General features: G+C 68.8%; 28 protein-coding genes. 18 read left to right on the top strand and 10 right to left on the bottom strand.

Annotated elements, in window-relative coordinates; all coding sequences use genetic code 11:
* Positions 1–75 precede the first annotated feature (75 nt).
* Together ACH5N8_RS04810 and ACH5N8_RS04805 are read left to right on the top strand one after the other, a co-directional pair.
* A complete protein-coding gene (locus ACH5N8_RS04810) occupies positions 76–750 on the top strand; it encodes an HvfX family Cu-binding RiPP maturation protein (protein ID WP_483282725.1) in 675 nt (224 codons plus the stop codon).
* A gap of 162 nt (positions 751–912) precedes the next feature.
* Positions 913–1107 (top strand): hypothetical protein, encoded by a 195-nt coding sequence (locus tag ACH5N8_RS04805; RefSeq protein ID WP_483282724.1) that lies wholly within the window; start codon positions 913–915, stop codon positions 1105–1107.
* Between the two features lie 69 nt (positions 1108–1176).
* On the opposite strand, the gene ACH5N8_RS04800 is transcribed toward ACH5N8_RS04805, so the two are convergent.
* Entirely contained in the window at positions 1177–2172 is a 996-nt protein-coding gene (locus tag ACH5N8_RS04800) for a lysophospholipase (protein WP_483282723.1), read from the bottom strand.
* Between the two features lie 55 nt (positions 2173–2227).
* Here ACH5N8_RS04800 and ACH5N8_RS04795 point away from each other — a divergent pair, with 55 nt between their 5' ends.
* The 3 genes from ACH5N8_RS04795 to ACH5N8_RS04785 are packed head-to-tail and all read left to right on the top strand — an operon-like array spanning position 2228 to position 6026.
* Positions 2228–4384 (top strand): AMP-binding protein, encoded by a 2157-nt coding sequence (locus ACH5N8_RS04795; RefSeq protein WP_483282722.1) that lies wholly within the window; start codon positions 2228–2230, stop codon positions 4382–4384.
* A complete protein-coding gene (gene lplT / locus ACH5N8_RS04790; protein WP_460027863.1) occupies positions 4381–5592 on the top strand; it encodes a lysophospholipid transporter LplT in 1212 nt (403 codons plus the stop codon). The genes ACH5N8_RS04795 and lplT overlap by 4 nt, the downstream gene beginning before the upstream one ends.
* A 32-nt stretch (positions 5593–5624) precedes the next feature.
* Positions 5625–6026, top strand: a complete 402-nt coding sequence (locus ACH5N8_RS04785; RefSeq protein ID WP_460027864.1) for a hypothetical protein — start codon at positions 5625–5627, stop codon at positions 6024–6026.
* Positions 6027–6092: 66 nt separating this feature from the next.
* Here ACH5N8_RS04785 and ACH5N8_RS04780 read toward each other — a convergent pair whose 3' ends face one another.
* The 3 genes from ACH5N8_RS04780 to ACH5N8_RS04770 form a co-directional block, all read right to left on the bottom strand.
* On the bottom strand, positions 6093–6602 hold the full coding sequence (locus ACH5N8_RS04780; RefSeq protein ID WP_483282721.1) for an FKBP-type peptidyl-prolyl cis-trans isomerase: 510 nt from the start codon (positions 6600–6602) through the stop codon (positions 6093–6095).
* On the bottom strand, positions 6599–6730 hold the full coding sequence (locus tag ACH5N8_RS04775) for a hypothetical protein (RefSeq protein WP_483282720.1): 132 nt from the start codon (positions 6728–6730) through the stop codon (positions 6599–6601). Before ACH5N8_RS04775 ends, ACH5N8_RS04780 begins: the two co-directional genes overlap by 4 nt.
* Before the next feature lie 84 nt (positions 6731–6814).
* Entirely contained in the window at positions 6815–7981 is a 1167-nt protein-coding gene (locus ACH5N8_RS04770) for an aminotransferase class I/II-fold pyridoxal phosphate-dependent enzyme (protein ID WP_483282719.1), read from the bottom strand.
* Between the two features lie 136 nt (positions 7982–8117).
* Between ACH5N8_RS04770 and dksA the strand changes: the two genes are divergently transcribed.
* From dksA to nth, 9 genes are read left to right on the top strand one after another with little or no spacing between them, the layout of a single operon-like run.
* A complete protein-coding gene (gene dksA / locus ACH5N8_RS04765; RefSeq protein ID WP_460027868.1) occupies positions 8118–8558 on the top strand; it encodes an RNA polymerase-binding protein DksA in 441 nt (146 codons plus the stop codon).
* Positions 8559–8568: 10 nt separating this feature from the next.
* On the top strand, positions 8569–9492 hold the full coding sequence (gene gluQRS / locus ACH5N8_RS04760) for a tRNA glutamyl-Q(34) synthetase GluQRS (protein WP_483282718.1): 924 nt from the start codon (positions 8569–8571) through the stop codon (positions 9490–9492).
* Positions 9489–10070, top strand: a complete 582-nt coding sequence (rsxA, locus tag ACH5N8_RS04755) for an electron transport complex subunit RsxA (protein WP_483282717.1) — start codon at positions 9489–9491, stop codon at positions 10068–10070. The genes gluQRS and rsxA overlap by 4 nt, the downstream gene beginning before the upstream one ends.
* A gap of 5 nt (positions 10071–10075) precedes the next feature.
* Entirely contained in the window at positions 10076–10603 is a 528-nt protein-coding gene (gene rsxB, locus ACH5N8_RS04750; protein ID WP_483282716.1) for an electron transport complex subunit RsxB, read from the top strand.
* Entirely contained in the window at positions 10600–12150 is a 1551-nt protein-coding gene (gene rsxC / locus ACH5N8_RS04745) for an electron transport complex subunit RsxC (protein WP_483282715.1), read from the top strand. The genes rsxB and rsxC overlap by 4 nt, the downstream gene beginning before the upstream one ends.
* Positions 12137–13147, top strand: a complete 1011-nt coding sequence (locus ACH5N8_RS04740; RefSeq protein ID WP_483282714.1) for an RnfABCDGE type electron transport complex subunit D — start codon at positions 12137–12139, stop codon at positions 13145–13147. The genes rsxC and ACH5N8_RS04740 overlap by 14 nt, the downstream gene beginning before the upstream one ends.
* Positions 13144–13800 (top strand): electron transport complex subunit RsxG, encoded by a 657-nt coding sequence (gene rsxG, locus ACH5N8_RS04735; RefSeq protein ID WP_483282713.1) that lies wholly within the window; start codon positions 13144–13146, stop codon positions 13798–13800. The genes ACH5N8_RS04740 and rsxG overlap by 4 nt, the downstream gene beginning before the upstream one ends.
* The gene (locus ACH5N8_RS04730) at positions 13797–14510 is read left to right on the top strand and encodes an electron transport complex subunit E (RefSeq protein WP_483282712.1); all 714 of its coding nucleotides are present in this window, start codon (positions 13797–13799) and stop codon (positions 14508–14510) included. Before rsxG ends, ACH5N8_RS04730 begins: the two co-directional genes overlap by 4 nt.
* Positions 14507–15154 carry an endonuclease III gene (nth, locus tag ACH5N8_RS04725; protein WP_483282711.1) on the top strand — a complete coding sequence of 216 codons (648 nt, stop codon included), beginning with the start codon at positions 14507–14509 and terminating at the stop codon, positions 15152–15154. Before ACH5N8_RS04730 ends, nth begins: the two co-directional genes overlap by 4 nt.
* A 24-nt stretch (positions 15155–15178) precedes the next feature.
* Here the strand turns inward: nth and ACH5N8_RS04720 are convergent, their stop codons facing one another.
* The 5 genes from ACH5N8_RS04720 to ACH5N8_RS04700 all read right to left on the bottom strand — a co-directional run bounded on the left by ACH5N8_RS04720 (position 15179) and on the right by ACH5N8_RS04700 (position 20233).
* On the bottom strand, positions 15179–15520 hold the full coding sequence (locus tag ACH5N8_RS04720; RefSeq protein WP_483282710.1) for a c-type cytochrome: 342 nt from the start codon (positions 15518–15520) through the stop codon (positions 15179–15181).
* Between the two features lie 70 nt (positions 15521–15590).
* Complete coding sequence (locus ACH5N8_RS04715; RefSeq protein ID WP_483282709.1) at positions 15591–18203, bottom strand: PAS domain S-box protein; 2613 nt, start codon at positions 18201–18203, stop codon at positions 15591–15593.
* 21 nt (positions 18204–18224) lie between these two features.
* A complete protein-coding gene (locus ACH5N8_RS04710) occupies positions 18225–18644 on the bottom strand; it encodes an exosortase system-associated protein, TIGR04073 family (protein WP_483282708.1) in 420 nt (139 codons plus the stop codon).
* A gap of 191 nt (positions 18645–18835) precedes the next feature.
* A complete protein-coding gene (locus tag ACH5N8_RS04705) occupies positions 18836–19417 on the bottom strand; it encodes a superoxide dismutase (protein ID WP_483282707.1) in 582 nt (193 codons plus the stop codon).
* A gap of 351 nt (positions 19418–19768) precedes the next feature.
* On the bottom strand, positions 19769–20233 hold the full coding sequence (locus tag ACH5N8_RS04700) for a YybH family protein (RefSeq protein ID WP_483282706.1): 465 nt from the start codon (positions 20231–20233) through the stop codon (positions 19769–19771).
* A gap of 126 nt (positions 20234–20359) precedes the next feature.
* On the opposite strand from ACH5N8_RS04700, the gene ACH5N8_RS04695 reads away from it, so the two are divergent.
* From ACH5N8_RS04695 to ACH5N8_RS04680, 4 genes are read left to right on the top strand one after another with little or no spacing between them, the layout of a single operon-like run.
* Positions 20360–21292 carry a substrate binding domain-containing protein gene (locus ACH5N8_RS04695; RefSeq protein WP_460027882.1) on the top strand — a complete coding sequence of 311 codons (933 nt, stop codon included), beginning with the start codon at positions 20360–20362 and terminating at the stop codon, positions 21290–21292.
* Positions 21293–21309: 17 nt separating this feature from the next.
* Complete coding sequence (locus ACH5N8_RS04690) at positions 21310–21495, top strand: hypothetical protein (RefSeq protein WP_483282705.1); 186 nt, start codon at positions 21310–21312, stop codon at positions 21493–21495.
* Positions 21492–21998, top strand: a complete 507-nt coding sequence (locus tag ACH5N8_RS04685) for a CYTH domain-containing protein (protein WP_460027884.1) — start codon at positions 21492–21494, stop codon at positions 21996–21998. The genes ACH5N8_RS04690 and ACH5N8_RS04685 overlap by 4 nt, the downstream gene beginning before the upstream one ends.
* On the top strand, positions 21989–22567 hold the full coding sequence (locus tag ACH5N8_RS04680) for a CPBP family intramembrane glutamic endopeptidase (protein ID WP_460027885.1): 579 nt from the start codon (positions 21989–21991) through the stop codon (positions 22565–22567). Before ACH5N8_RS04685 ends, ACH5N8_RS04680 begins: the two co-directional genes overlap by 10 nt.
* A 48-nt stretch (positions 22568–22615) precedes the next feature.
* Here the strand turns inward: ACH5N8_RS04680 and ACH5N8_RS04675 are convergent, their stop codons facing one another.
* Positions 22616–23080: a DUF1249 domain-containing protein gene (locus ACH5N8_RS04675; protein ID WP_483282704.1), complete on the bottom strand. Its 465-nt coding sequence runs from the start codon at positions 23078–23080 to the stop codon at positions 22616–22618.
* Positions 23081–23088 lie beyond the last annotated feature (8 nt).

Raw genomic sequence — 23088 nt, 5'->3', positions numbered from 1 at the left:
CCCCGTCCGCGGCCTTCCGGGCCGGCCTCATGCCATCCCGCATGCCGCCATCCACCGCCTATCGAGGAGGGTCTCATGAACGGACCGACCGCCTGGCTGGAGTCCCTGCGGGCTTACCTGGCATCCCCCGCCGGCATCGCCTGGCGGCAACGCTGGATCGAACGCGGCCGGCGCTGCCAGCGACAGATGGACAGGTTGCAGGGGCTGGACTTCCTCGCGCCCCTGCTGCTGCGGCTGTATCTGGCGCCGGTGTTCTGGATGGCCGGCACGCGGAAATTCGCCCATTTCGAACCGACCGTCGCCTGGTTCGGCAATGCCGAATGGGGACTCGGCCTGCCATGGCCGGGACTGCTGGCGTTCCTGGCCGCCAGCACCGAGACGCTGGGTGCGCTGTGCCTGCTGTTCGGCTTCGCCGTGCGCTGGACCAGCCTGCCGCTGATGTTCACCATGCTGGTGGCGGCCTTTTCCGCGCACTGGGAAAACGGCTGGCTGGCCATCGCCACCGGCAGCGGCCTGTTCGCCAGCGAGCGGACCCAGGGCGCCATCGAGCGGCTGGCCAAGGCGCGGGAACTGCTGAAGCAGCATGGCGACTACAGCTGGCTCACCGCCAACGGCGACTTCGTCGTCCTCAACAACGGCATCGAGTTCGCCGCCACCTACTTCGTGATGCTGCTGGCGCTGCTGTTCATGGGCGGCGGCCGCCATGTCAGCGTGGATGACTGGCTGCGGCGGCGCTATCTTGGGAGTTGACGGCGCGCCTCGCAGGAACCTGATGCGATCCCGTCGACCGCGCGGCCGGGGCAGCGACAGGGACAGGGTTTTCAGCCACGGACCAGCCGCTGGCCATGGGCCGGGACCGCTGTCCCTGACACCCGGAATCCAGGCTATCCAAATCCTCAACGGGAGCAACGCATGAACAGTCACTACCTGCTGGACGAGGCGCGCGAGCACGCCCTGTCCGGCGCGCGGATCATCACCAGCCTGATGGAGGGCCCCGAAGCGCTGGACCGCGTCCGCCTGGCGCTGGCGGTTCAGGAACTGCGCCTGGCCATCGAGCTGTTGCAGGACGAAACCGTGGATTTCGAGATCGGCGAAACCGACGACTGACGGCAGGAACGGGATACCCGGGAAGGAGGGGCGAGCGGAACGCGGGGCCTGATAGCCCCGTCAACCGCGTCAGGGCGACAGGCGCTCCGGCGCCAGCGCCATCCGCTCGACTGGCCGGCCGCCGCGGTCAATCCAGCGCGCGATGTCGCCCAGCGGCAGGTCCGCCCGCAGGTCCCGGAGCAGCAGGTGATAGCCCCCGGCATAGACGACACTGCGGTTGCCGGGCAGCCGTGGCAGTCTGGCCAGGGCGGCCCCGAGCGGCGCGGCCGGGATGACCTGGTCACAGGCGCCGTACAGCACCAGCACCGGCACGCGCAGCTGGCCGGCCCTTGCCTGGGCGCTGTCCATGAGGTCGACCAGCCCTTCGAGGGCGTCGACGCGGGTCGACTTGATCACCAGCGGATCGCGTCCCAGCCCGCGCAGCATCTCGATGTTGTCGGACGCCTGGATGTTCAGGCCGCTGCCGGTCACTTCCAGCGCCGGCAGGGTGGAGGATGCCAGCGCCAGAACCAGACGCTGGTACCAGGGCATGTGCTCGCGCGACCAGACCGCCGGCGCCGAGAGGATCAGCCCCGCCACCCCGGGTGCATCGGGACGGGTCAGGGCCACCATGGCGACGGCCCCGCCCATGCTCTCCCCCAGGACGTAGACCGGCACCCCCGGCTGCTGCCGGCGGACCTGCCGGATCAGGGCCAGCAGATCGCCGGCATAGGCGGCCTCGCCGGCCCAGCGCCCGCGCCCGGGCGCGTTGCCGAAACCGCGCTGGTCGTAGGCGATCAGGGCGATGCCGCGCTGGCTCAGGTACTGTCCGGGCGACGCGAAGGCGCGGCTGTAGTCGTTGAAGCCATGCACGGCGATGACGATGGCGCGCGGCGCCCCGCGGCCGGGCTGCCAGCTGCGCACCGGCAGCACGGCCCCGTCCGGGGTGACGAAATGCGAGCGTGCCAGCCGCGCCTGGTCCGCTCCCCGCGGCGGCTGGACCGGCACGCCGGCGCAGCCTGCGAGCAGCAGGGCGAACAGCGCGGCGCCGAGGCGACGCCAGCAACCGCCGCTCGCCGCGGCCACGCTACCGGCCGGCCCCGGCTGGTAAGCTATGCGACTTGCGGGAGGAAAGCGCGGCATGATGAAAAAAATCGTTCGGTGGCTGCTGACGATGCTGTTCAGGGTCAAACTCATCGGCATGGAGAACTATGCGCTGGCCGGTGACCGCGTCCTGATCGTCGCCAACCACACCTCCTATCTGGATCCCATCCTGCTGTGGGCCTTCCTGCCGGACGAGATCACCTTCGCCATCAACACCGATATCGCCCGCCAATGGTGGGTACGCCCGGCGCTGCGCTTCGCCCGGGTGTTTCCCATGGACCCGCTGCAACCCCTGTCGATCAAGTCGCTGACCCATTACCTGCGGGAAGACCGCAAGGCGGTCATCTTCCCCGAGGGCCGCATCACGGTGACCGGCGCGCTGATGAAAGTCTACGACGGCGCGGCCGTGGTGGCCGAGCGCTCCGGCGCGGCGGTCCTGCCGATCCGCATCGACGGCGGCCAATATACCCCGCTCTCGCGCCTGCACGGCGTGGTGCGGCTGCGCTGGTTTCCGCCCATCACGCTGAACATCCTGCCGCCGCGCGACCTCATGCACCCGCGCGGCGCGGATGCCCACGACCGCCGCCAGCGCATGGGCCTGATGCTGACCGACATCATGAGCGACATGATGTTCGAGACCGGCAACCACCGGCAGACCCTGTTCGCGGCCCTGCTGGATGCGCGCCGCATCCACGGCGGCGGGCATCGGCTGCTGGAGGACGTGCAGCGCAAGCCCCTGAGCTACAACCGGCTGATCGCGCTGACCCTGGCCCTGGGCCGGAAGCTGGCGCCGATGACCCAGCCGGGAGAGGCCGTGGGCATCCTGCTGCCGAACACCAATGCCACGGTCGCCCTGCTGCTGGGCCTGCAACTGCATGGCCGGGTGCCGGCGATGCTGAACTTCAGCGCCGGCCTGCACAATCTGGCCTCGGCCTTCCGCACCGCCCGGATCCAGACCTTCGTCACCTCGCGCCGCTTCGTCGTCAATGCCAGGCTGGAGGCCACGGTGGAAGCCCTGGCGGCGGAACACCGGGTGGTGTTCCTGGAGGAGCTGGGCGCCTCGGTGACCCGGGCGGACAAGCTGCGAGCCATGCTGGGCTCCCTCACGGCCGCGCTGTGGTACCGCCAGCGCGACCGCCAGCAGGCCGGCGAGCCCGCCGTCATCCTGTTCACTTCCGGCTCCGAGGGGGCGCCCAAGGGCGTGGTGCTGTCGCACGGCAACCTGCTGTCCAACCGCGAACAGCTGGCCGCACGGCTGGATCTGAACGCGCAGGACACCATCCTCAACGCCCTGCCGATGTTCCATGCCTTCGGACTCACGGCCGGCACCCTGCTGCCGCTGCTGTATGGCATGCGCACCTTTCTGTACCCGTCGCCCCTGCATTACCGCATCATTCCCGAGATCGCCTATGACCTGAACGCGACCATCCTGTTCGGCACCAACACCTTCCTGGCCGGTTATGCCAGGCATGCCCATCCCTACGACTTCTACAGCGTCCGCTACGTGTTCGCCGGTGCCGAGAAGCTCCAGGACGACACGCGCCGGCTGTGGGTGGACAAGTTCGGCCTGCGGGTGCTGGAAGGCTACGGCGCGACGGAAACCTCCCCCATCCTCGCCGCCAACACGCCGATGTTCTACCGCGAGGGCACCGTCGGCCGCTTCATGCCCGGCATCGACTGGCAACTGGAGGAAGTGCCCGGGGTCGGCGAGGGCGGCCGCCTGCATGTCCATGGCCCCAACGTCATGCTGGGATACCTGCACCCGAACAATCCCGGCGTGCTGGAGCCCCCCGTTTCCCGCTACGGGCCCGGCTGGTACGACACCGGCGACATCGTCCGCATCGACGCCGACGGCTTCGTCACCATCTGCGGCCGGGTCAAGCGTTTCGCCAAGATCGGCGGGGAAATGGTCTCCCTGACCGCCGTCGAGGAAATCGCCACGCGGCTCTGGCCAGGCTGCCTGCATGCCGCGGTGGCCCAGGATGACGAACGCAAGGGCGAACGCATCCTGCTGGTCACCCAGCATCGCGAGGCCCAGCGGGCCGAATTCGCGCGCGCCGCACAGGCACAGGGCTACAGCGAACTGTACGCGCCGCGCGAGATCCTGTACGCGAAGGAACTGCCGCTACTGGGCTCCGGCAAGGTGAATTACCCGGCCCTTAACCGCCTGGTCCAGCAGGCGCTGGGCGCATGACGGCCTTACGCCAGCCCCGGACGCGGGAAGAACCCGCCCTGAACCGGGGACTGCTGACCCTGGTCGGCGCGCAGTTCCTCTCGGCCTTCGGCGACAATGCCATCCTCTTCACCGTCATTTCCATGACCCTCAAGGCCGGGGACCGCGGCGCCTGGTACATCCCGGCCCTGCAGAGCGCCTTCCTGGTGGCCTATGTCACCTTGACGCCCTGGGTCGGCACCCTGGCGGACCGCTACCCGAAGCCGCGCATCCTGTTCTTCGCCAACCTGGTCAAGGGCCTGGGCGCCCTGGCCATCTTCTTCGGCATCGATCCCCTGCTGGGCTATGCCCTGGTGGGCGTCGGCGCCGCCAGCTACGGGCCGGCGAAATACGGCATCATCCCGGAACTGACCTCGACGCAGAATCTGGTGCGGGCCAACGGCTGGGTGGAGGGTGCCACCATCGCCGCCATCCTGTTCGGGACGGTGGGCGGCGCGCGGCTGGCCGACCGCTCCGCCGGCCTCGCGCTGGCGACCGTCATCGGCCTGTACCTGATTTCCGGGCTGGCCACCTTCCTGCTGCCCGGCCGGGTGGTGCCATCCCCTGCCAACGGACGCTCGGCCTGGGGCAACCTCATGGCCTGGATGCGCGCCCTGCTGGGGTCCCTGCGGGCGCGGTTCATCCTGCTGGCGCTGAGCCTGTTCTGGGCCGCCGCCGCCACCCTGCGGGTGGTGCTGGTCGCCTGGGCGCCGGAGGCGCTGGGCGCCACCTCGGCCTCCGCCATCGCCGACCTGACCTTCTTCATGGCCATCGGCATCGTCGTCGGCGCCGGTCTGGTGCCGCGCCTGATCCCGCTCGACCGGGTGCGGAGAACCCGCTTCGCGGCCTATGCCATGGGCACCCTGTTCGTGCTGCTGGCCCTGGTCACCGATGTGCTCACCGCCAAGGTGGCCCTGTTCTGCATCGGCCTGTGCGGCGGCATGTTCGTGGTGCCACTGAATGCCGCGGTCCAGGAAATCGGCCATGGCGGGGTGGGCAGCGGCGGTGCCGTGGCGGTGCAGAACTTCTTCCAGAACAGCGCCATCCTGCTCGGCATGGGCATCTACTCGATCGCCGCCGGCCATGGCGCGGGACCGGTGGCGACCATTCTGGTGCTGGGCGGGCTGGTCTGGCTGGCAACCGTAATCGTCGCGCTGCGCCTGCCGAGAACACCGTTGACGGATGGCTGAGTCCCGCACCGCATGCGTGTAAGATTTCCCCCATGAGGAACCGGGTTTACAGGATGATGCGCACCGCCGGCGGAGGCTGCCTCTGCCTCCTGGCGGCCTGCACGACCATCACGACGCACAAACCCTCGGGCGAGGAAATCGTGATGACGCAGGAGGAATTCGCCCGCTACGTCGAGCATGTGTTCCGCTTTCACAACCAGGTGATGGGGGAACTGATCGAGGTCGGCGACGAGCGCAAGGACGAGGACACCGACGAGATCACCCGGCTGGAGGCTGCCGAGAAGAAGATGGTGCGCGTCTGCGAACCGCTCAACGAACTGGTGTCGGAAACCCTGTCCGGCGAGAACGTCGGCCTGCAGCTGAAGCTCGACCTGATCGATGCGGTGCCGGCCTGCGAGGAGGCCTCGCAGACCGTCGAGGATCTCATCCCCTGAGAGAGCCTGCCGGCTCCCATGGCCGGCCCACGGCAACGCCGCCCCGGGGGAGCGGCAGGGCCTGGCTCAGGGCTGGCCGACCTTGATCAGATCCACCTCGAACACCAGCGCCGCATGCGGCGGAATCATGCCGCCGGCGCCGCGCTCGCCATAGGCCAGATCGGCGGGAATGAAGAAGCGGTAGCGGGCGCCCTCCTTCATCAGCTGCAAGCCCTCGGTCCACCCCGGGATGACCCGGTTCAAGGGGAAGTGGATGTTCTCCCCGCTGTCGAATTCCTTGCCGTCGATCAGGGTGCCCCGATAGTTGACGGTCACGGTATCGGTCGGGCCCGGCATCGCCCCGCTGCCCTCCTGCAGGACCTGATACTGGAGTCCGCTGGCGGTCGTCGTGACCCCGGGCCTGGCGGCATTCTCGGCCAGGAACGCGGCGCTCTGCTGCCTGACCTGCTCGAGGTTCTCGGACTGCCGGGCACAGCCGCCGAGCCCGAGAGCGGCCAGCATCGCGGCCAGGACAAGGGTTTTGAGTGAGGTTCCATGGGCGCGAGTCATGCGGTTCTCCTGAGGGATGCGGGTCATGGCGGGGGATTCCAGCCCGAGGCGCCCAGACGCAGCAGGAAGAAGCCCAGCTCCAGCACCGCCACGGCAGCCAGCAGGCGCAGCAGCGTGCGCCAGTTCAGCGGCGCGGGTTTCGGTCGAGACGGCATGAGGCGCAACGGGGAAATCGCAAAGGGCCGGCATCATACCCCAGCCGGCCAGGCCGTGCCTGACGGGGACGCCGGACGCATGGCTCACGCCACGCCGCGGCGGATGAAGTCGGCGAGCCGATCCAGCCCGGTCTGGATGCGCGCCTCCGCCGCCGTATAGCAGAAACGCAGGTAGCGCTCGGCTCGATGGCGGCCGAAATCCAGCCCCGGCGTCACCGCCACGCCCGCCGCCTCCAGGAGTCGCAGGGCGAAGCCGTGGCTGTCCGCGGTCAGTGCGCCGGCATCCGCGTAGACATAGAAAGCGCCGTCGGGACGCACCGGAATCCGCAGGCCGAGCTCCGCCAGACCCTGCAGCAGCCGGTCGCGCCGCCGGGTGAACACCTCCCGGCGACGCTCCAGCTCGGCCAGGTTGTCCGGCTCGAAGGCCGCCAGCGCCGCCCGCTGCGAGAGGGTGGGCGCGGAGATGAACAGGTTCTGCGCCAGCCGCTCGGCCGCGTCGATGGCCCAGTCCGGCACCACCGCCCAGCCCAGGCGCCAGCCGGTCATGCCGAAATACTTGGAGAAGCTGTTGATGACGAAAACCTGATCCGAACAGCGCAGCGCCGTCTCGGCCGCGACACCGTATTCCAGCCCCTGGTAGATCTCGTCGGCGATCACGAAACCGCCCTCGGACGCCATGGCGGATACCAGCGCCTGAAGCGCATCCGGCGCGAGGATGGCGCCGGTGGGGTTGGCCGGCGACGCCACGATGAGGCCGGCCAGATGCCGGTCCCGGGGCGCCGCCAGCAGCCCGGCGGACAGGTTGAAGTCCTCAGCGCCATCCACGGCGATCGCCTCGGGCACGGCGTCGAACAGGCGGATGAAATTGGGATAGCAGGGGTAGCCGGGATCGGCATGGGCCACCGCATCGCCGGGGTTGACCAGGATGCCCAGAGCCAGCAGCAGGGCGCCCGACGCGCCCGGGGTCACGAAAATCCGCCGGGGATCGAGATCGAGACCATGGCGGTCGCGGTAGTGCCCGGCGATCGCCAGCCGCAGTTCCGGCAGGCCGGCGGCCGGGGTGTACGTGACATCGCCGTCCCGCAAGGCACGCTCCGCCGCCGCGATGATCCGCGGCGGCGTCGGAAAATCCGGCTCGCCGATTTCCATGTGGACGATATCGCGTCCCTGCGCCTCCAGCGTCCTGGCGCGGCCGAGGATTTCCATGACGTGAAAGGGGCGGATCGCCGCCATGCGCAGCGCACCCGTCATCGCGCCACCGTCCGCCGGATGGCCCCGGCGCACCGGCCGGATCGCCCGGCCCGGGCCGGGCGCCCTGATTTCCATTGACACCGATTTCTGCCTATACTTGCCGGATTTTTTCGGATACCGGTAGCAGGAGTTTTGAATGTCCAGCCACAACAAACCTGAGACTCTTTCAACGCCGTTTACCTTCGAACCTTATCAGCTGTCGGAAGGCGAAGAGTACATGAACGAGGCGCAGGTCGAGCACTTCCGCAAGATTCTGAACAACTGGAAGGCGGAGCTGATGAGCGAGGTCGACCGCACCGTGCATCACATGCAGGACGACGCGGCCAACTTCCCCGATCCCAACGACCGCGCCACCCAGGAATCCGAATTCAGCCTGGAGCTGCGCACCCGCGACCGCGAACGCAAGCTGATCAAGAAGATCGACGAATCGCTGCAGAACCTGGAGCGGGGCGACTACGGCTACTGCGAGACCTGCGGCATCGAAATCGGCCTGCGGCGCCTGGAAGCGCGTCCAACCGCCACGCAGTGCATTGACTGCAAGACCCTCGACGAACTGCGCGAGCGCCAGCTCGGCTAGGCCATCCGACATGCCGGAAGGCGCGCATTGCGGCCCGCCCTCCCCCACCTCCCTCTATCGGGGGCGCTTCGCCCCGTCGCCCAGCGGTCCCCTGCACCTGGGCTCCCTGCTCACGGCGTTGGCCAGCTACCTGGATGCCCGCGCGCAGGGCGGCGAGTGGCGCCTGCGCATCGACGACCTCGACCCCTACCGGACCCGTCCCGGCGCGGTCGACCGGATCCTGGCCAGCCTTGAAGCACTGGGCCTGCACTGGGACGGCGCACCGCTGTACCAGAGCCGGCGCCTGGAACGCTACCGGGAGGCACTGGAACGGCTGCAGGCCGGGGGCTGGCTCTATGCCTGCCGCTGCTCGCGGCGCGAGCTGTCCGGCATCTATCCCGGCACCTGCCGGCAGCGGCCCGCGGCTGGCGGTACCGGCCCGCAGGCGCTGCGACTGATGGTGCCGGATGCCAGCTATGCCTTCGAGGATCACGTGCAGGGCCGCGTGCGCCAGTCGCTGGCCCGGGAGGTCGGCGATTTCGTGCTGTTCCGCCGTGACGGCGCCTTTGCCTACCATCTGGCCACGGTCGTCGACGACGCAGAACAAGGCGTGACGACCATCCTGCGCGGCCAGGACCTGCTGGATGCCACACCGCGGCAGATCTGCCTGCAACAGCTGCTCGACCTGCCGACGCCCGATTATGTGCACACGCCGCTGCTGGTCGATGCCGAGGGCCGCAAGCTGAGCAAGCGCCGACTGTCGCCGGAGGCCGAGACCCGTCGCCCCGGACGCCTGCTGGCCCACCTGTTGACCTGGCTGCGGCAGCCGTTGCCCGCCGGGCTGCTGGCCGCCCCGCCCGGCGAGATCCTGGCGTGGGCGGTGGCGAACTGGCGGCTCGAGCGGCTGCGGGGTATCGGACCGATCGTGGTCGACGAAACCGCCCTGGACCCATGACGCATTACCTGACCATCCTGCTTGGCACCCTGCTGGTCAACAACCTGGTGGTCGCCAAGTTTCTCGGGCTCTGCCCACTCATGGGCGTTTCCCGGCGACGGCAGACGGCCCTCGGCATGGGGCTGGCGACGACCTTCGTGCTGACCCTGGCGGCCGTGCTCAGCCACGCGGTGAACCGCTACCTGCTGGTGCCGCTCGATGCCGGCTATCTCAGAACCATCGCCTTCATCGTCCTCATCGCCGGCCTGGTGCAGCTGACCGAGCAATTGCTGCGACGTTTCCACCCGCTGCTGCATCAGGTCATGGGCATCTATCTGCCGCTGATCACGACCAATTGCGCCGTGCTGGGCGTAGCCCTGCTGAACGCGCAGGCCGCCCATGACGCGCTGGAATCCCTTTGCTACGGGCTCGGCGCCGCGCTGGGCTTCACCCTGGTGCTGGTCCTGTTCGCCGGGCTGCGGGAACGCCTGGAGACGGCCGACGTGCCGGCGCCGTTCCGCGGCAACGCCATCGGCCTGATCACGGCCGGCATCGTGGCGGTCGCCTTCATGGGCTTTGCCGGCCTGGTCCGGAGCTGAGGCGGATGCTCGCGGTGCTTGCCCTCGGCCTGCTTCTGGCGGTGGTCGGTCTGCTGCTGGGCTGGTCGGAACAGCGGCTGCGGATCGTGGACAATCCGCTGGGCGAACGCATCAACGCATTGCTGCCGCAGATCCAGTGCGGCCAGTGCGGCTATCCCGGCTGCCGGCCCTACGCCGATGCCATCGCCCGCGGCGAGGCCGACATCAACCAGTGCCCGCCGGGTGGCGACCGCTGCGTCGCCGGGCTGGCCGAGCTGCTGGGCCGCGAACCGAAACCGCTGGACCCGGCCTTCGGGCCGGAACAGCCGCCGGCGGTGGCCTTCATCGACGAAACCCGCTGCATCGGTTGCGCGCTGTGCCTGCCGGCCTGCCCGGTGGACGCCATCGTCGGTGCGCCGAAATTCCTGCACACCGTCATCGCCGCCGAATGCACCGGCTGCGACCTGTGCGTGCCGGCCTGTCCGGTCGACTGCATCGAGATGCGTCCGCTCGGCGCCGCACCGGCCTGGCGCGACGGGGGAACGTCGCCATGAGCCGGCGTCATCCGCTGGCGGGGCGTTTCCCGGGTGGCTGCCACCTGCAACCGCGCAAGGCGCCGGCGAACGCCCGCCCGATCGGCACGGCCGGCCTGCCCGGGCGGCTGGTCTACCCGCTGCGCCAGCGTGATGGCAACCTCGCCAAACCTTGCGTCGCCCCCGGCGATACCGTCCGGCGCGGCGACCGGCTGGCCGGCGGCAGCCATCCTCTGGACCCGCCGATCCACGCCGCCACCTCCGGCACCCTCGTCGCCATCGCCCAGCATCCGCAGCCCTTCCGCGAAGCACCGGAGGGCCCCTGCCTGGTCCTCGCCGCCGACGGCGAGGACAGGCCGGCCCCGCCCCTGCCGCCGCTGGACCCGCAGCGCTGCACGCGGGAGGCGCTGATCCGGCGCGCCCAGGACGCCGGCATCACCGGCCATGGCGGGGCGGTATTCCCGACCGCGGCCAAGCTGGCGGCGAATCCGGCAGGAGCGCACACCCTGATCGTCAACGGCGTCGAGTGCGAACCCTACCTCAGCTGCGACGACCGGTTGCTGCGGGAGCGCGCCGAGGCGGTGGCGCGCGGCGCGGCGTTGCTGCAGCGCTGTTTCGGCGTGGAGCTGGCCGTGATCGCGGTCGAGGCGGACATGCCCGAGGCGCTGGCCAGCCTCGAACAAACCCTGGACCGGCTGGAACTCCGGCAGCTGCGGGTGGCGGTCGTGCCGGCACGCTACCCGGCCGGCAGCGAACGCCAACTGATCCAGACCCTGACGGGCCGCGAGATTCCCGCCGCCGGCCGGCCCGCCGACCTCGGCATCCTGTCGCTGAACGCCGCCACCTGCGCCGCACTGCAGCGCGCCGCCGTGCTGGGCGAGATCCCGGTCTCGCGCATCGTCACGGTCGCGGGTGGCGGCGTTCGCCAGCCACAGAACCTGGAGGTGCGTTTCGGCACGCCGCTGGCCCAGCTGATCGCGGCCTGCGGCGGGCCGGCCGGGCCGGTCGAGCGGCTGCTGATCGGCGGACCGTTGACCGGCTATCCGGCGGCATCGGATGCCGTGCCGGTCAGTCCCTCGGTCAACGCGGTGCTGGTCGCCGCACCGGGCGAACTGCCGGCGGTCCATGCACCCGAACCCTGCATCCGCTGCGGTGCCTGCACCGAGGTCTGCCCCGCCCGGCTGCTGCCGGAGGAACTCTTCAGGATCCTGTCGGGTGGCCGCCAGCGACCGGATGCCGGGCGCGCCGTGCTGGACTGCATCGAGTGCGGTCTCTGCGATGCCGTCTGCCCCAGCCATATTCCCCTGGTCGCGCACTTCCGCCGGGGGAAGGCAGCCCTGCACGCCGAACGGCTGGCGCGGGCCCGGGCGGAGCAGGCCCGGCAACGCCATGAGGCCCGGCTGGCGCGCAAGGCCCGGGAACAGGCCGAACGCGAGCAGGCGACCCAGCGGCGGCGTTCGCAGCTGGCACAGGGCGGCTCGCCGAACATCCAGGCGGCTCTGGCCCGTGCCCGGCAGAAACGTGCCGGAACCGCGCCACCCCCGGAGGACACCGATGACAACCGCTGAAACCATCATCGCCACGCCGCCCGGCACCGGCAGCGTGCGTGGCGTCATGGGCGCCGTGCTGCTGGCGCTGGTGCCGGGGCTGGCCGTGCAGTGCGGGGTCTTCGGTCCCGCCGTGCTGGTGCAGATCGTCCTGGCCCTGGCGACCGCCTGGCTGGCCGAGGCCGCCGCCCTGCGGCTGCGCGGGCGGCCGCTCCGGCCGGCGCTCGGCGACCTCAGCGTCAGCGTGACAGGCGTGCTGCTGGCGCTCGCCATCCCTTGCCTGGCCCCGGCCTGGGTCATCGTGGTCGGCACCCTGTTCGCGGTGCTGTTCGGCAAGCAGGTGTACGGCGGACTGGGCTGCAACCCCTTCAATCCGGCCATGCTGGGCTACGCGGTGCTGCTGATCGCCTTCCCGCGCGAGATGACCCGCTGGCCCGTGCCGCTGGACTGGCTGCCATCCGCGGCCGGCATGGATCGGGGTCTGGCGGCGGTGTTCGGCCAGTTCGGCGGCGAGAAGCTGGACGCGCTGGCGCGGGCGACGCCGCTGGATGTCCTGCGCACCGAACTCAGCCGTGGCGCGCTGCCCCGGCGCGACGACAGCCTGGCCGGCCTGATGCCCTGGGCCTGGAGCAATCTCGCCTACCTGGCCGGCGGCCTGTGGCTGTGGCGGCGGCGGATACTTGACGGTCGCTTGCCGGCCGCCATGCTGGCCATGCTCGCGCTCTGCGCCGTGGCCGGCTATCTGGCCGATGACGCCCGCTATCCGTCGCCGCTGTTCCACCTGCTGGGCGGCGGTACGCTGCTGGCCGCCTTCTTCATCGCCACCGACCCGGTCAGCGCGCCCGCGACACCGCGCGGGCGGCTGCTGCATGGGGCCGGCATCGGGCTGCTGGCATACGTCATCCGGACCTTCGGCGGCTATCCCGACGGCATCGCCTTCGCCGTGCTGCTGATGAATTTCGCGGCACCGACGCTGGACCACTGGACCCGCCCACGGGTCTACGGGCACGACCGGTGAACCGCGCCTGGCTGATCGAGCGGATGACCCGGCAGCCGGCCTGGCAACTGGGCGGCCTGGGACTGCTGGCGATGGGGGCGCTGTGGCTTTTGCAGGCGCTGACCGCCGACCGCATCGCGGCCCATGCCGAAGCCCGGCTGCGCGACACGCTGGCAAGCCTGGTGCCCACCGACACCTGGGATAACGATCCGCTGCGCGATACCGGGTTCATCCGGGATGCGCGGCTGGGACAGACCGGCCCGGTCACGGTCTATCGCCTGCGCCGGCGGGGCGAGCCGGTGGCTGCGGTCCTGCCGGTGATGGCGCCCGACGGTTACAGCGGCGCGATCCGCCTGCTGGTGGCGATCCGCCCGGACGGACGAGTGGCCGGCGCACGCGTGCTGGAGCACCGGGAGACGCCCGGCCTCGGCGACGGCATCGAGATCGGCAAGTCGGACTGGATCGGCCGCTTCGCCGGCCGTTCGCTGCAGGACCCGTCGCCCGGGCGCTGGGCGGTACGCCGCGACGGCGGTGACTTCGACCAGTTCGCCGGCGCCACCATCACTCCGCGGGCCGTCGTCAGGGCGCTGCGGGAGGCCCTGGCCGTATTCGCGCGCGACCGCGAGGCCATTTTTCCCGTCCCCATCCCTGCCACCGGAGCTGCACCGCCATGACACCCTCCCCCGCCGTCCTGCGCGAACTGGCCCGCGAGGGTCTCTGGTCCCGCAACCCCGGGCTGGTAGCCCTGTTGGGACTCTGCCCCTTGCTGGCCGTCAGCACCACGCTGATCAACGGCCTGGCGCTGGGGCTCGCGACCACCGCCACTCTGGTGCTGTCCAACGGCCTGGTCTCGGCGCTGCGCGGCAGCGTCCTGCCGGCGATCCGGCTGCCGCTGTTCGTGCTGCTGATGGCGGCGATCGTCACCGCCGTCGATCTGGTCATGCAGGCCGGCTTTCCCGAACTGCACCGGACCCTGGGGTTGTTCATCCCGCTCATCGTCACCAATTGCGCGATCCTGGCCCGCATCGAAACCTACGCCTCGCGACAGCCGGTGACCCATGCCGTGCTGGACGGGCTGTTCATGGGGCTGGGCTTCCTGCTGGTGATCGCGCTGCTGGGCGGTCTGCGGGAGCTGCTCGGTACCGGCCGGCTGCTGGCGGGCGCCGAGCAGCTGTTCGGCCCCGGGGCCGCCGGCTGGACCGTCGAGGTCATATCCGGCTACGGCGGCTTCCTGCTGGCCCTGCTGCCGCCCGGCGCCTTCTTCGGGCTGGGGCTGATGCTGGCGCTGAAGAATCGCCTCGACGCCGCTCGTCAGGCGACGACGCCCCGGGCGCGGGTGCGGCTGGTCGAGGCGCCTTTCCCCGCTGATCGGGAGCAGCCATGAACGCGGACAAACGCCGGCAGATCTTCGAGCGGCTGGCCGCCGTGATTCCGGAGCCGACCACCGAGCTGGAATACGAGACCCCGTTCGAGCTGCTGATCGCGGTGGTGCTGTCGGCGCAGGCCACCGACAAGGGTGTCAACAAGGCCACGCGCCGGCTGTTCCCGGTGGCCAGGACACCGGCGGCCATCCTGGCGCTGGGCGAGGAGGGCCTGAAGTCCTACATCAACAGCATCGGTCTGTTCAACAGCAAGGCCCGGCATATCGTGGCCCTCTGCCAGCAGCTGCTGGAGCGGCACGGCGGCGAGGTGCCACGCACCCGCGAGGCCCTGGAGGCGCTGCCGGGGGTGGGCCGCAAGACGGCCAACGTGATGCTCAACACCGCCTTCGGCGAACCGACCATCGCCGTCGACACCCACATCTTCCGCGTCGCCAATCGCATGCGGCTGGCGCCGGGCAAGACCGTCCTGGCCGTCGAGCAGCGGCTGGCGCGCACCACCCCCAGGGCGTTCCTGCGCGACGCGCACCATCTGCTGATCCTGCATGGGCGCTACACCTGCACGGCCCGCAAGCCACGCTGCGGCAGCTGCCCGATCGGCGATCTGTGCGAGTATCCCGACAAGACCGCCGGCGCCGCCCCGCCCTGAGGGCCGGCGCCGGCCGGTCACCACTCAGTAGCTCGATTCGGCCTTGCCGAGTTCCTGCTGCAGATAGAACAGCACGTCCGCCTCGTCGTACTCGGACAGCGGGGCGGAACGCGCCGCGGACAGCCAGTTCATCGCCAGGTGCTGGCGCATCACGCCGGGCCGGCTCAAGGTGCCGGGATCCCATTCCTCCTGGTCGTGTATCGAGGGCGCGTTGAGCCGGCCGTCCTCGTGGCAGGAACCGCACTGGGCGTTGTAGAGCGTCAGACCGCGGTTGTAATCGGGCTGATAATGCCCGGCATCCGGCGAACCACCAGAACAGCCGGCCAGCAGGGAGACGAACAGCAGGGCAAGTGAGCGGACAGCCATGGCTTTCGACAGGGTTACGGGAAGCAGGGGCGGGACGGGTGGCCGCCGCGCGGGGCGCGCCGGCACCAGCTCAGAATACATTCATGGCCACCATGCTGATGTCGTCCATGAATACCTTGGCGGAACGGAATTCGCGCAGCTGATCGAGCAGGCTCTCCAGGGTGGTGGCGGCCGTCTGCTGCCGCAGACCGGAGAAGGCATTGCACAGGCGCTTGCAACCGAAGAACTCGCAGTGGCTGTTCTGCATCTCGGTGACGCCGTCGGTATAGAGCAGCAGCCGGTCGCCCGGCTCCAGCTGCATCTCCTCCTCGAGGAAGCGGACCTGGCGATTGACCCCGAGCACCAGGCCTTCGGCATCGAGGCCGATGCAGGTCGGGGCCGAGGCGCGCAGCAGCAAGGGCGGGTTGTGGCCAGCGCTGGCGTAGCGCAGACGCCGGGTCTTGCGGTTATAGCGCAGGTAGAACATGGTGATGAACAGGTCCGCGCCGCTGAGATCGGCGTGCAGGACCTCGTTGAGCGCCCCCAGCAGCTGGGCGGTGCTGTCGAGCTCGGCGTGGGTGCGGCGCAGTTCCGCCTTCAGGGTGCTGCGCATCTCGGCCATGATCAGGGCGGCGCCGACGCTGTGGCCGGACACGTCGGCGATGACGACATCGATGCAGTCGCCGTGCTGGAAATAGTCGTAGTAGTCGCCGCCGACCTGCGCCGCCGGCACGCAGACCCCGGCCACCTCGACATCAGACAGCCGCAGGGGCGCTTTCGGCAGCAGGGACATCTGGATCTGGCGGGCGATTTCCAGTTCGTGGCGTTCGTCCTCGGCGCGGCGGCGCTCGCTGACATCGGCGATGATGCCGATGTAGTGGGTCAGGACGCCCTGCTCGTCATGCACGGGCGACAGCAGCAGTTCGTTCCAGAAGCCGGTGCCGTCCTTGCGGTAGTTGCGGATGATGACCTCGCAGGAACCACCGCTGTCGAGCGCCTGGCGGATCTTCTCGCGGGCGGCGGCATCGGTGCCGCGTCCCTGCAGGAGACGGAGGCTGTTGCCGAGCAGCTCGCTCTCGTCGTAGCCGGTGATCCGGCACAGGGCCGAGTTGACGTAGATGTTGGGGAAGTACGGAGTGCGCGCGTCGGCGATGGCGATGCCGACGCTGGCGGCCTCGATGGCGCGCTCGCGCAGGCGCAGGGCGTCCTCGCTGCGCTTGCGCTCGGTGATGTCCATGTCAACGCCCCGCCAGCGCTGGGTTTCACCCTTGTCGTCGGCGATCGGCACGCCGGAGGATTCGGTGAAGACCTCGTGGCCGTCGCGATGGCGGTAGTGGTTGATGAGCCGCTTGAAGGGCCCCTTGACGCGCTCGGCCGGCGGCAGGGTGCTGGACCAGAGGTGGCGGTCGGCCTCGGTCAGGAGGTCGAGATAATGCTTGCCGATGATGGCCTCGGGCGGATAGCCGAGGATGTCCTCGACCGCGTCGCTGCTGTAGGTGTAGAAGCCCGCCGCATCCTGTTCCCACAGCCACTCGCCGACCATCCGGGCCACCTCGCTGAAGCGTTCCTCGCTCTCGGCCAGTGCCTCCTGGTCGTGCTTCTGCTGGGTGATGTCCTGAAAGCGCCCCAGCAGCCGCATGGCCACGCCCTGCTTGTCCTGGATCGGGGAGAACGTCACCGAGGCCCAGTAAGCCTCGCCGGTCTTGCGGCGGTCGGCCAGCTCGCCGCACCATTCCCGCACCGACAGCAGCCGCCAGCACAGCGAGGCATTGCCGGCGATGGCCGGCAGCACGGAATTGGCGGCAAACAGGTTGCGGCCGATGACCTCCTCGGCGGTGTAGCCGGTCAGCCGGGTAAAGCCGGCGTTGAGGTATTCGATCTCGCCCTTGAGACTGGTGATGAGAATGCCGGCCGGCGCCTGCTCCACCGCGCTGGACAAAAGGATCAGGCGTTCCTCGGCCTGCCGGCGCGGGCTCAGGTCGTGGATGATGCCGACGAAACGGTGCGGGCCATCGTAGCCGAGTTCGCCGACCGCCAGATAGATGGGCAACCGCTGGCCATCCTTGCGCAGGGCGACAACCTCGCGGCCTTCGCCGATGATGTGCGGCTCGCCGGTGGCGCAATAGCGGCGCAGGTAGCCGTCGTGACGGTCATGCTCCGGCGACGGCATGAGCATGTTGATGCTGTGGCCGATCAGTTCCTCGCGACGGTAGCCGAACAACTGGGTAACGGCCGGGTTGACCAGTTGGATGATGCCGTGCTCGTCGATGACGATGACGCTGTCGGTGATGGTGTCGACAATGGCGCGGAAATGCGCTTCCACATCGCAGAACTGGGCATCCTCGTCCTCCAGCGCCAGCAGCCAGCACCAGGCGCCGGGGCCGGCGTTGCGCGCCAGACGGGCCTGGAACCTGGCGCGCTCGCCGTCGGGCAGGGTCAGTTCGATCTCGCCCAGGCAGCGGGGCCCGGCGGCGTCGAAATGTTCGGCGGCCAGCCGTTGGGCCGCGAAGCCCAGCCGCCCCAGCAGGTCTTCGCCCGGCACCGGGTGATCCGCCAGGCCCAGTCGCTGGCATGCGCTGCTGCTGGCGGCCAGCAGACGACCCTGCTCGTCGAGCACGAACAGCAGCGTGTCGCTGATGGACAGCAGCGCCCGGGTCAGTGCATCCAGCCCGGCGGCCGCCGGAGGGGCCGAGACCTGCGCCATGGGACGGTTACCGCCCGCCGGTCAGGGCGCCCTCGGCGCTGCCGCCGGCAGGCGGGTCCGCTCCTCGGACAGCTTGCGGCTCATGTCGAAGAAGGGTCCGTAGGTGGTGTCGGTGCCGAACTGCTGCCACACGTAGGCGGGATGGGTGATCGGCTGCGACGGTACCGGGAAGGTGATGAAATCCAGGGTTCCGGCCAGGAGACGGCCGAGGGTGTGCAAGGTGCCCTTGAGGACCCCGCCGGTGGCACCCAGCAGCACGTTCACCTCGTTCGAGGTGTTGATGACGTTCTTGGGTAATTCGGCCAGCCCGAAAGCCATGTTGGTGATGCCCGAGGCCAGCTTGGCGCGGACCATCTCGCCATAGGTGGCCTCCTCGGCCAGGGCGGGCTGGCCCATGCCCAGGGCCAGCAGCAGGGGCAAACGGGAAATCCAGGTGCGCACGCGGTCGACTCCATGGTGGTGGACGGGAAAGGCGCAACACGGGGATACGCCGGCGGGCAATTATGCTTGATATCGGGACGAATCTCGAAACCCGGCCCGCGGAAGGGGCTGGACGCCCGATCGCGGCACAGAAAAAAGCCGCCGGGCACGCAGGGCGCCCGGCGGCTTTGCGAGCGTCCGCGGACGCCGGCTCAGCCGGCGAAATTGGCAGCGACGAAGTCCCAGTTGATGACGCCGAAGAAATCCTCCACGTACTTGGGACGCGCGTTGCGGTAGACGATGTAGTAGGCGTGCTCCCAGACATCGCAGGTCAGCAGCGGCGTCTGGCCACTGGTCAGCGGGCAGCCGGCGTTGCCGGTGCTCACCAGCGCCACACTGCCGTCGGCATTCCTGACCAGCCAGGCCCAGCCGGAACCGAAGGTGGTGACGGCGCACTTGGTGAACGCTTCCTTGAACGCGTCGAAGGAGCCGAAGGCCTTGTCGATGGCCTCGGCCAGCGCGCCGGTCGGCTGACCGCCACCGTTCGGCTTCATGCAGCTCCAGTAGAAGGTGTGGTTCCAGACCTGGGCGGCGTTGTTGAAGATACCGCCGGAGGACTTGCGGACAATCTCCTCGAGCGGGAGATCCTCGAACTCGGTACCGACAATCAGGTTGTTGAGGTTGGTGACGTAGGCCTGGTGGTGCTTGCCGTAGTGGTATTCCAGCGTCTCCGCGGTGATGAAAGGCTCCAGTGCGGTTTTCTCGTAGGGCAAGGGGGGCAGCTCGTGCTTCATGCAAACTCCATCTCGATCGTCGATTGAATACCGCCGGCGATCGCCGGCAGGGTTGATGACGCAATCCCTAGTGAATTGCTATGGAATCAGTCTACCATCCGTGGCCGGACGGGCAAAGTCGGGCAGCATGACGGTTACCGGGCCGGACGCCCCGGACATCGGGCCGCGGGCCGGGAAGCTGGCGCCGATCCCGGGCCCGCGCGCATGGCGCCGCGACACCAGACCGCCGGGCAAAAAAAGAGCTTCCAGGGGAAGCTCTCGTTTCGTCGGCGACCAAGGGCCGCAATCCGCCGGTCGTTCATGGTTCATCCATCATGATCGGACGTGTCGAATACACAGCGGGGAGTGACCTCAGATATTGCGGTCGCGGTCCCAGCGCTGCACCTCGGCCTTCCAGCGGCCATCGGACTGTTGCCTGAGCACGCTGTAGATGACGCCGCCGTAGCGGTACTTCATCGTCTGCGGGCGGACACTCGGCATGCTCTTGACATCCGAGAACCGGATCCGGGTGACGATCGTGCCGTCGAGCTCGCGCCGGACGTCGAGCACGTCCATGGCATAGGCGCCCTGCCGCATGAGCTGCTGCCAGAAATCGCGGATCTGGCCGGCCCCGTGGGCAACCGTGCCGTTGGGCTGCAACAGCAGGGCGTCGTCGGCATACAGAGACAGCACATCCTCGACACGGCCCTGCGCGAATGCCGCATTCCACTGCGCCGCCGCCGCCTCCGCGATCTGGCGGGCGGCCGGCTCGGTCTCGGCCCGGGCAGCCCCTGCGATAGTGACTAAAGCAAGTAATAGTCCTAAAGTACGCTGCATGGTAAACCTCCATCGGTGTCGACCTCGGGTCGAGGTCGTGGTACATGACAACACTATCGGTTTACAATATCCAATAAAGATTGCTGATTGTTTCTATAAACAACAACAATAGTCTGACCTGTCGAGATGGATAAACTGACAAGCATGCTGGTCTTCAGCAAGGTTGCCAAGGCCGGCAGCTTTGCCGCCGCGGCCAAGGAACTGGGCCTGTCGCGCGCCATGGCGACAAAACACGTCATGCAGCTGGAAAACGGCCTGGGCATCCGGCTGCTGAACCGCACCACCCGCAACCTCAACCTCACGGAAGTGGGCGCGGTCTACCTGGAGCGCTGCCGGCAGATTCTCGACGACATGGAAGAGATGGAGCTCGCCGTCACCCGCTTGCAGACCGAGCCACGCGGCCTGCTCAAGGTCTGCGCCACCCCCTTTTTCGGCTCCTATCACTTGGCCCCCGCCATCGGCGCCTACATGGAGGTCTACCCCGACGTGCACGTGGAGCTGAGCCTGCAGACCGGCAGCATCGACCTGATCGAGGAGGGCTACGACCTGGCCATCCAGCTCGACGAGTTGCAGGATTCCAGCCTGATCGCGCGCTCGCTCGGCACCTCGCAGCGGGTAGTCTGCGGATCGCCGGCCTATTTCAGCCGGCATGGGGTGCCGAGGACGCCGGAGGAACTGCGCCAGCACAACTGCCTGATCAACATGAGCATGGCGCCGCGCGATCACTGGCAGTTCAACATTCCCGGCGGCGAGACCACCGTGATCAAGGTCGGCGGCACCATGCAGGCCAACGTCGCCGATGCCCTGCGCATCGCGGCACTCAGCGGTCTGGGCCTGGTCATACTGCCGACCTACATGGTCGGGCAGGACATCCGCAGGAACCGCCTGCAGGCTGTGCTGACGGAATACGTGCCCGCCCCACTGGAAATCCACGCCGTCTATCCGCACCGCAAGCACCTGTCGGCCAAGGTGCGGACCTTCGTGGATTTCCTGCATGAACGCTTCCACCCGAAGCCCTACTGGGAAGAGTGGGCCCAGGACCAGTTGCAAGAAGCCTGATGCCGGAGAATGGCGCGATGAACGAGAGAGACGCCTTGCTGCTCGCCTTCAAGGAAATGCTGACCCTGTTCGCCCTGCTGGCCGGCATGGGCACCCTGGTCGCCGGACGCTACCTGGCGGCGGCGGTCATCCTCAGCATCGCCGGCCTGCTCTATTTCGAGGCCCCGATCAGCCGTCTGCGGCGGAAACTGCTGGGCTGGTGAACGGTAACCGCTCCCATCTGGAAATCGAGCGCAAGTTCCTGGTGCGCTCGGAGGCCTGGCGGACCGAGGCCAGATGCGCCACCCGCATGCGCCAGGGCTATCTCAACCACGAGCAGCACTGCTCGGTGCGTGTGCGCATCGCCGGAGACAGCGCCTGGCTGAACCTCAAGGGCGTCACCATCGGCGCGCAGCGGCTCGAGTTCGACTACCCCATCCCGCTGGCGGATGCGCACCGCATGCTCGATACCCTCACCTGCAAGCCGCTGATCGAAAAAACCCGGCATCTGGTCGATGTGGGCGGGCATACCTGGGAGGTGGACGTTTTCGAAGGTGCCAACGCCGGCCTCGTGGTCGCCGAAATCGAGCTGGACGATCCTGACGAGCCCTTCGAGAAACCCGCCTGGGTCGGCGAGGAAGTTACCCACGACCCGCGCTACTACAACACCTGCCTGGCCTCCCATCCCTATCGCGACTGGCGCGACCCGCCATCCGCATGCGACTGACCCGGGGACAGTTCCTCTGGCTGGCCAGCGTCTTCGAACTGGGCCTGGTGGTGCTGGCCTACGCGCTCGGCGGGTTGCTGGACATCGACCCCGTGGCGGCGCTGCGCGTCGACGCGACCGGTCTGTTCTGGGGCGCCCTCGGCACACTGCCGCTCTATGGCCTGTTCCTGCTGTCCGACCGGCTGGATGCCACCCGCGAGATCCGGCGTTTCCTGATCGACAAGATGGGACCCTTGCTGGCTGCGTGCAGCGGACCGGAACTGCTCTACCTGGGACTCCTGGCCGGCATCACCGAGGAAATCCTGTTCCGCGGGCTGCTGCAACCCTGGCTGGAGCTCGACTGGGGCTGGCTGGGCGGGCTCGTCTTCAGCAACCTTGCCTTCGCCCTGGTCCACTGGATCACGCCCGTCTACGCGCTGCTGGCCGGGGTGTGCGGACTCTACCTGGGCCTGATGCTGGACGTCGGACCGGAACGCAACCTGCTGACCCCCATCCTGATCCACGCCCTCTACGACTTTCTGGCCTTCGTCGCCGTGGCCAGCGCCTGGCGGCGGCAGCGAGCGGCATAAGTCACGCCGGTCAGGCGGCGGAGCCAGTCCCTGCCCCGGCGATGATCGTCAGGCCGAGGCCAGCCGCGCCTCGGTTTCCCGGACTTCGCTGCCGAAGCGGTAACGGCTGGCCAGGCAATGGTCGAGCCAGCGGGACAGGAAGTAGTTCAGCGACCACTTGTAGTCCAGTACCGCCTCCGGCAGCGGATCGCCGCTGAGCGCCTCATGGACCCGCGGCCGGGCGGCGTCGTTGAGCATCTCCACGGTCTGCGCGTCGAGACAGACACGCAGCCGCACGGCCGGCTCCATCCCGGCCTCGTAACCCGCGGCAAAGTCATGGGTCAGTTCCACCACCAGCGTGAAGGGCGAACGTTCCACCACCCGCAGGTAGAGGGCCGGCTTGCCCTGCGCGGTGGCGACGGCCGCCCGCTCGCGCCGCGCAAGATCCGGCACCAGGCGGCACAGGCGGGCGTAGTTCGCTTCGCACAGCTGATGCAGGCACAGGGATTTCTCGACCGGATTGAAAACGCTCATGGACCGGC

The organism is Methyloparacoccus sp. NF-16, assembly GCF_056880625.1.
Note: the sequence above shows the minus strand (reverse complement) of the source record. Positions and strands in the feature narration are given on the sequence as shown.

What these genes read in the sequence shown, in the direction of transcription:
- ACH5N8_RS04795 (WP_483282722.1), top strand. Translation starts at nt 2,228, where the DNA reads ATGATGAAAAAAATCGTTCGGTGGCTGCTGACGATGCTGTTCAGGGTC.
- ACH5N8_RS04720 (WP_483282710.1), bottom strand. Translation starts at nt 15,520, where the DNA reads ATGGCTGTCCGCTCACTTGCCCTGCTGTTCGTCTCCCTGCTGGCCGGC.
- ACH5N8_RS04730 (WP_483282712.1), top strand. Translation starts at nt 13,797, where the DNA reads ATGACACCCTCCCCCGCCGTCCTGCGCGAACTGGCCCGCGAGGGTCTC.
- rsxA (WP_483282717.1), top strand. Translation starts at nt 9,489, where the DNA reads ATGACGCATTACCTGACCATCCTGCTTGGCACCCTGCTGGTCAACAAC.
- ACH5N8_RS04775 (WP_483282720.1), bottom strand. Translation starts at nt 6,730, where the DNA reads ATGCCGTCTCGACCGAAACCCGCGCCGCTGAACTGGCGCACGCTGCTG.
- rsxB (WP_483282716.1), top strand. Translation starts at nt 10,076, where the DNA reads ATGCTCGCGGTGCTTGCCCTCGGCCTGCTTCTGGCGGTGGTCGGTCTG.
- ACH5N8_RS04805 (WP_483282724.1), top strand. Translation starts at nt 913, where the DNA reads ATGAACAGTCACTACCTGCTGGACGAGGCGCGCGAGCACGCCCTGTCC.
- ACH5N8_RS04740 (WP_483282714.1), top strand. Translation starts at nt 12,137, where the DNA reads ATGACAACCGCTGAAACCATCATCGCCACGCCGCCCGGCACCGGCAGC.
- ACH5N8_RS04705 (WP_483282707.1), bottom strand. Translation starts at nt 19,417, where the DNA reads ATGAAGCACGAGCTGCCCCCCTTGCCCTACGAGAAAACCGCACTGGAG.
- lplT (WP_460027863.1), top strand. Translation starts at nt 4,381, where the DNA reads ATGACGGCCTTACGCCAGCCCCGGACGCGGGAAGAACCCGCCCTGAAC.
- ACH5N8_RS04715 (WP_483282709.1), bottom strand. Translation starts at nt 18,203, where the DNA reads ATGGCGCAGGTCTCGGCCCCTCCGGCGGCCGCCGGGCTGGATGCACTG.
- nth (WP_483282711.1), top strand. Translation starts at nt 14,507, where the DNA reads ATGAACGCGGACAAACGCCGGCAGATCTTCGAGCGGCTGGCCGCCGTG.
- gluQRS (WP_483282718.1), top strand. Translation starts at nt 8,569, where the DNA reads ATGCCGGAAGGCGCGCATTGCGGCCCGCCCTCCCCCACCTCCCTCTAT.
- dksA (WP_460027868.1), top strand. Translation starts at nt 8,118, where the DNA reads ATGTCCAGCCACAACAAACCTGAGACTCTTTCAACGCCGTTTACCTTC.
- ACH5N8_RS04695 (WP_460027882.1), top strand. Translation starts at nt 20,360, where the DNA reads ATGGATAAACTGACAAGCATGCTGGTCTTCAGCAAGGTTGCCAAGGCC.
- ACH5N8_RS04700 (WP_483282706.1), bottom strand. Translation starts at nt 20,233, where the DNA reads ATGCAGCGTACTTTAGGACTATTACTTGCTTTAGTCACTATCGCAGGG.
- ACH5N8_RS04675 (WP_483282704.1), bottom strand. Translation starts at nt 23,080, where the DNA reads ATGAGCGTTTTCAATCCGGTCGAGAAATCCCTGTGCCTGCATCAGCTG.
- ACH5N8_RS04785 (WP_460027864.1), top strand. Translation starts at nt 5,625, where the DNA reads ATGAGGAACCGGGTTTACAGGATGATGCGCACCGCCGGCGGAGGCTGC.
- rsxC (WP_483282715.1), top strand. Translation starts at nt 10,600, where the DNA reads ATGAGCCGGCGTCATCCGCTGGCGGGGCGTTTCCCGGGTGGCTGCCAC.
- ACH5N8_RS04690 (WP_483282705.1), top strand. Translation starts at nt 21,310, where the DNA reads ATGAACGAGAGAGACGCCTTGCTGCTCGCCTTCAAGGAAATGCTGACC.
- ACH5N8_RS04680 (WP_460027885.1), top strand. Translation starts at nt 21,989, where the DNA reads ATGCGACTGACCCGGGGACAGTTCCTCTGGCTGGCCAGCGTCTTCGAA.
- ACH5N8_RS04810 (WP_483282725.1), top strand. Translation starts at nt 76, where the DNA reads ATGAACGGACCGACCGCCTGGCTGGAGTCCCTGCGGGCTTACCTGGCA.
- ACH5N8_RS04770 (WP_483282719.1), bottom strand. Translation starts at nt 7,981, where the DNA reads ATGACGGGTGCGCTGCGCATGGCGGCGATCCGCCCCTTTCACGTCATG.
- ACH5N8_RS04780 (WP_483282721.1), bottom strand. Translation starts at nt 6,602, where the DNA reads ATGACCCGCATCCCTCAGGAGAACCGCATGACTCGCGCCCATGGAACC.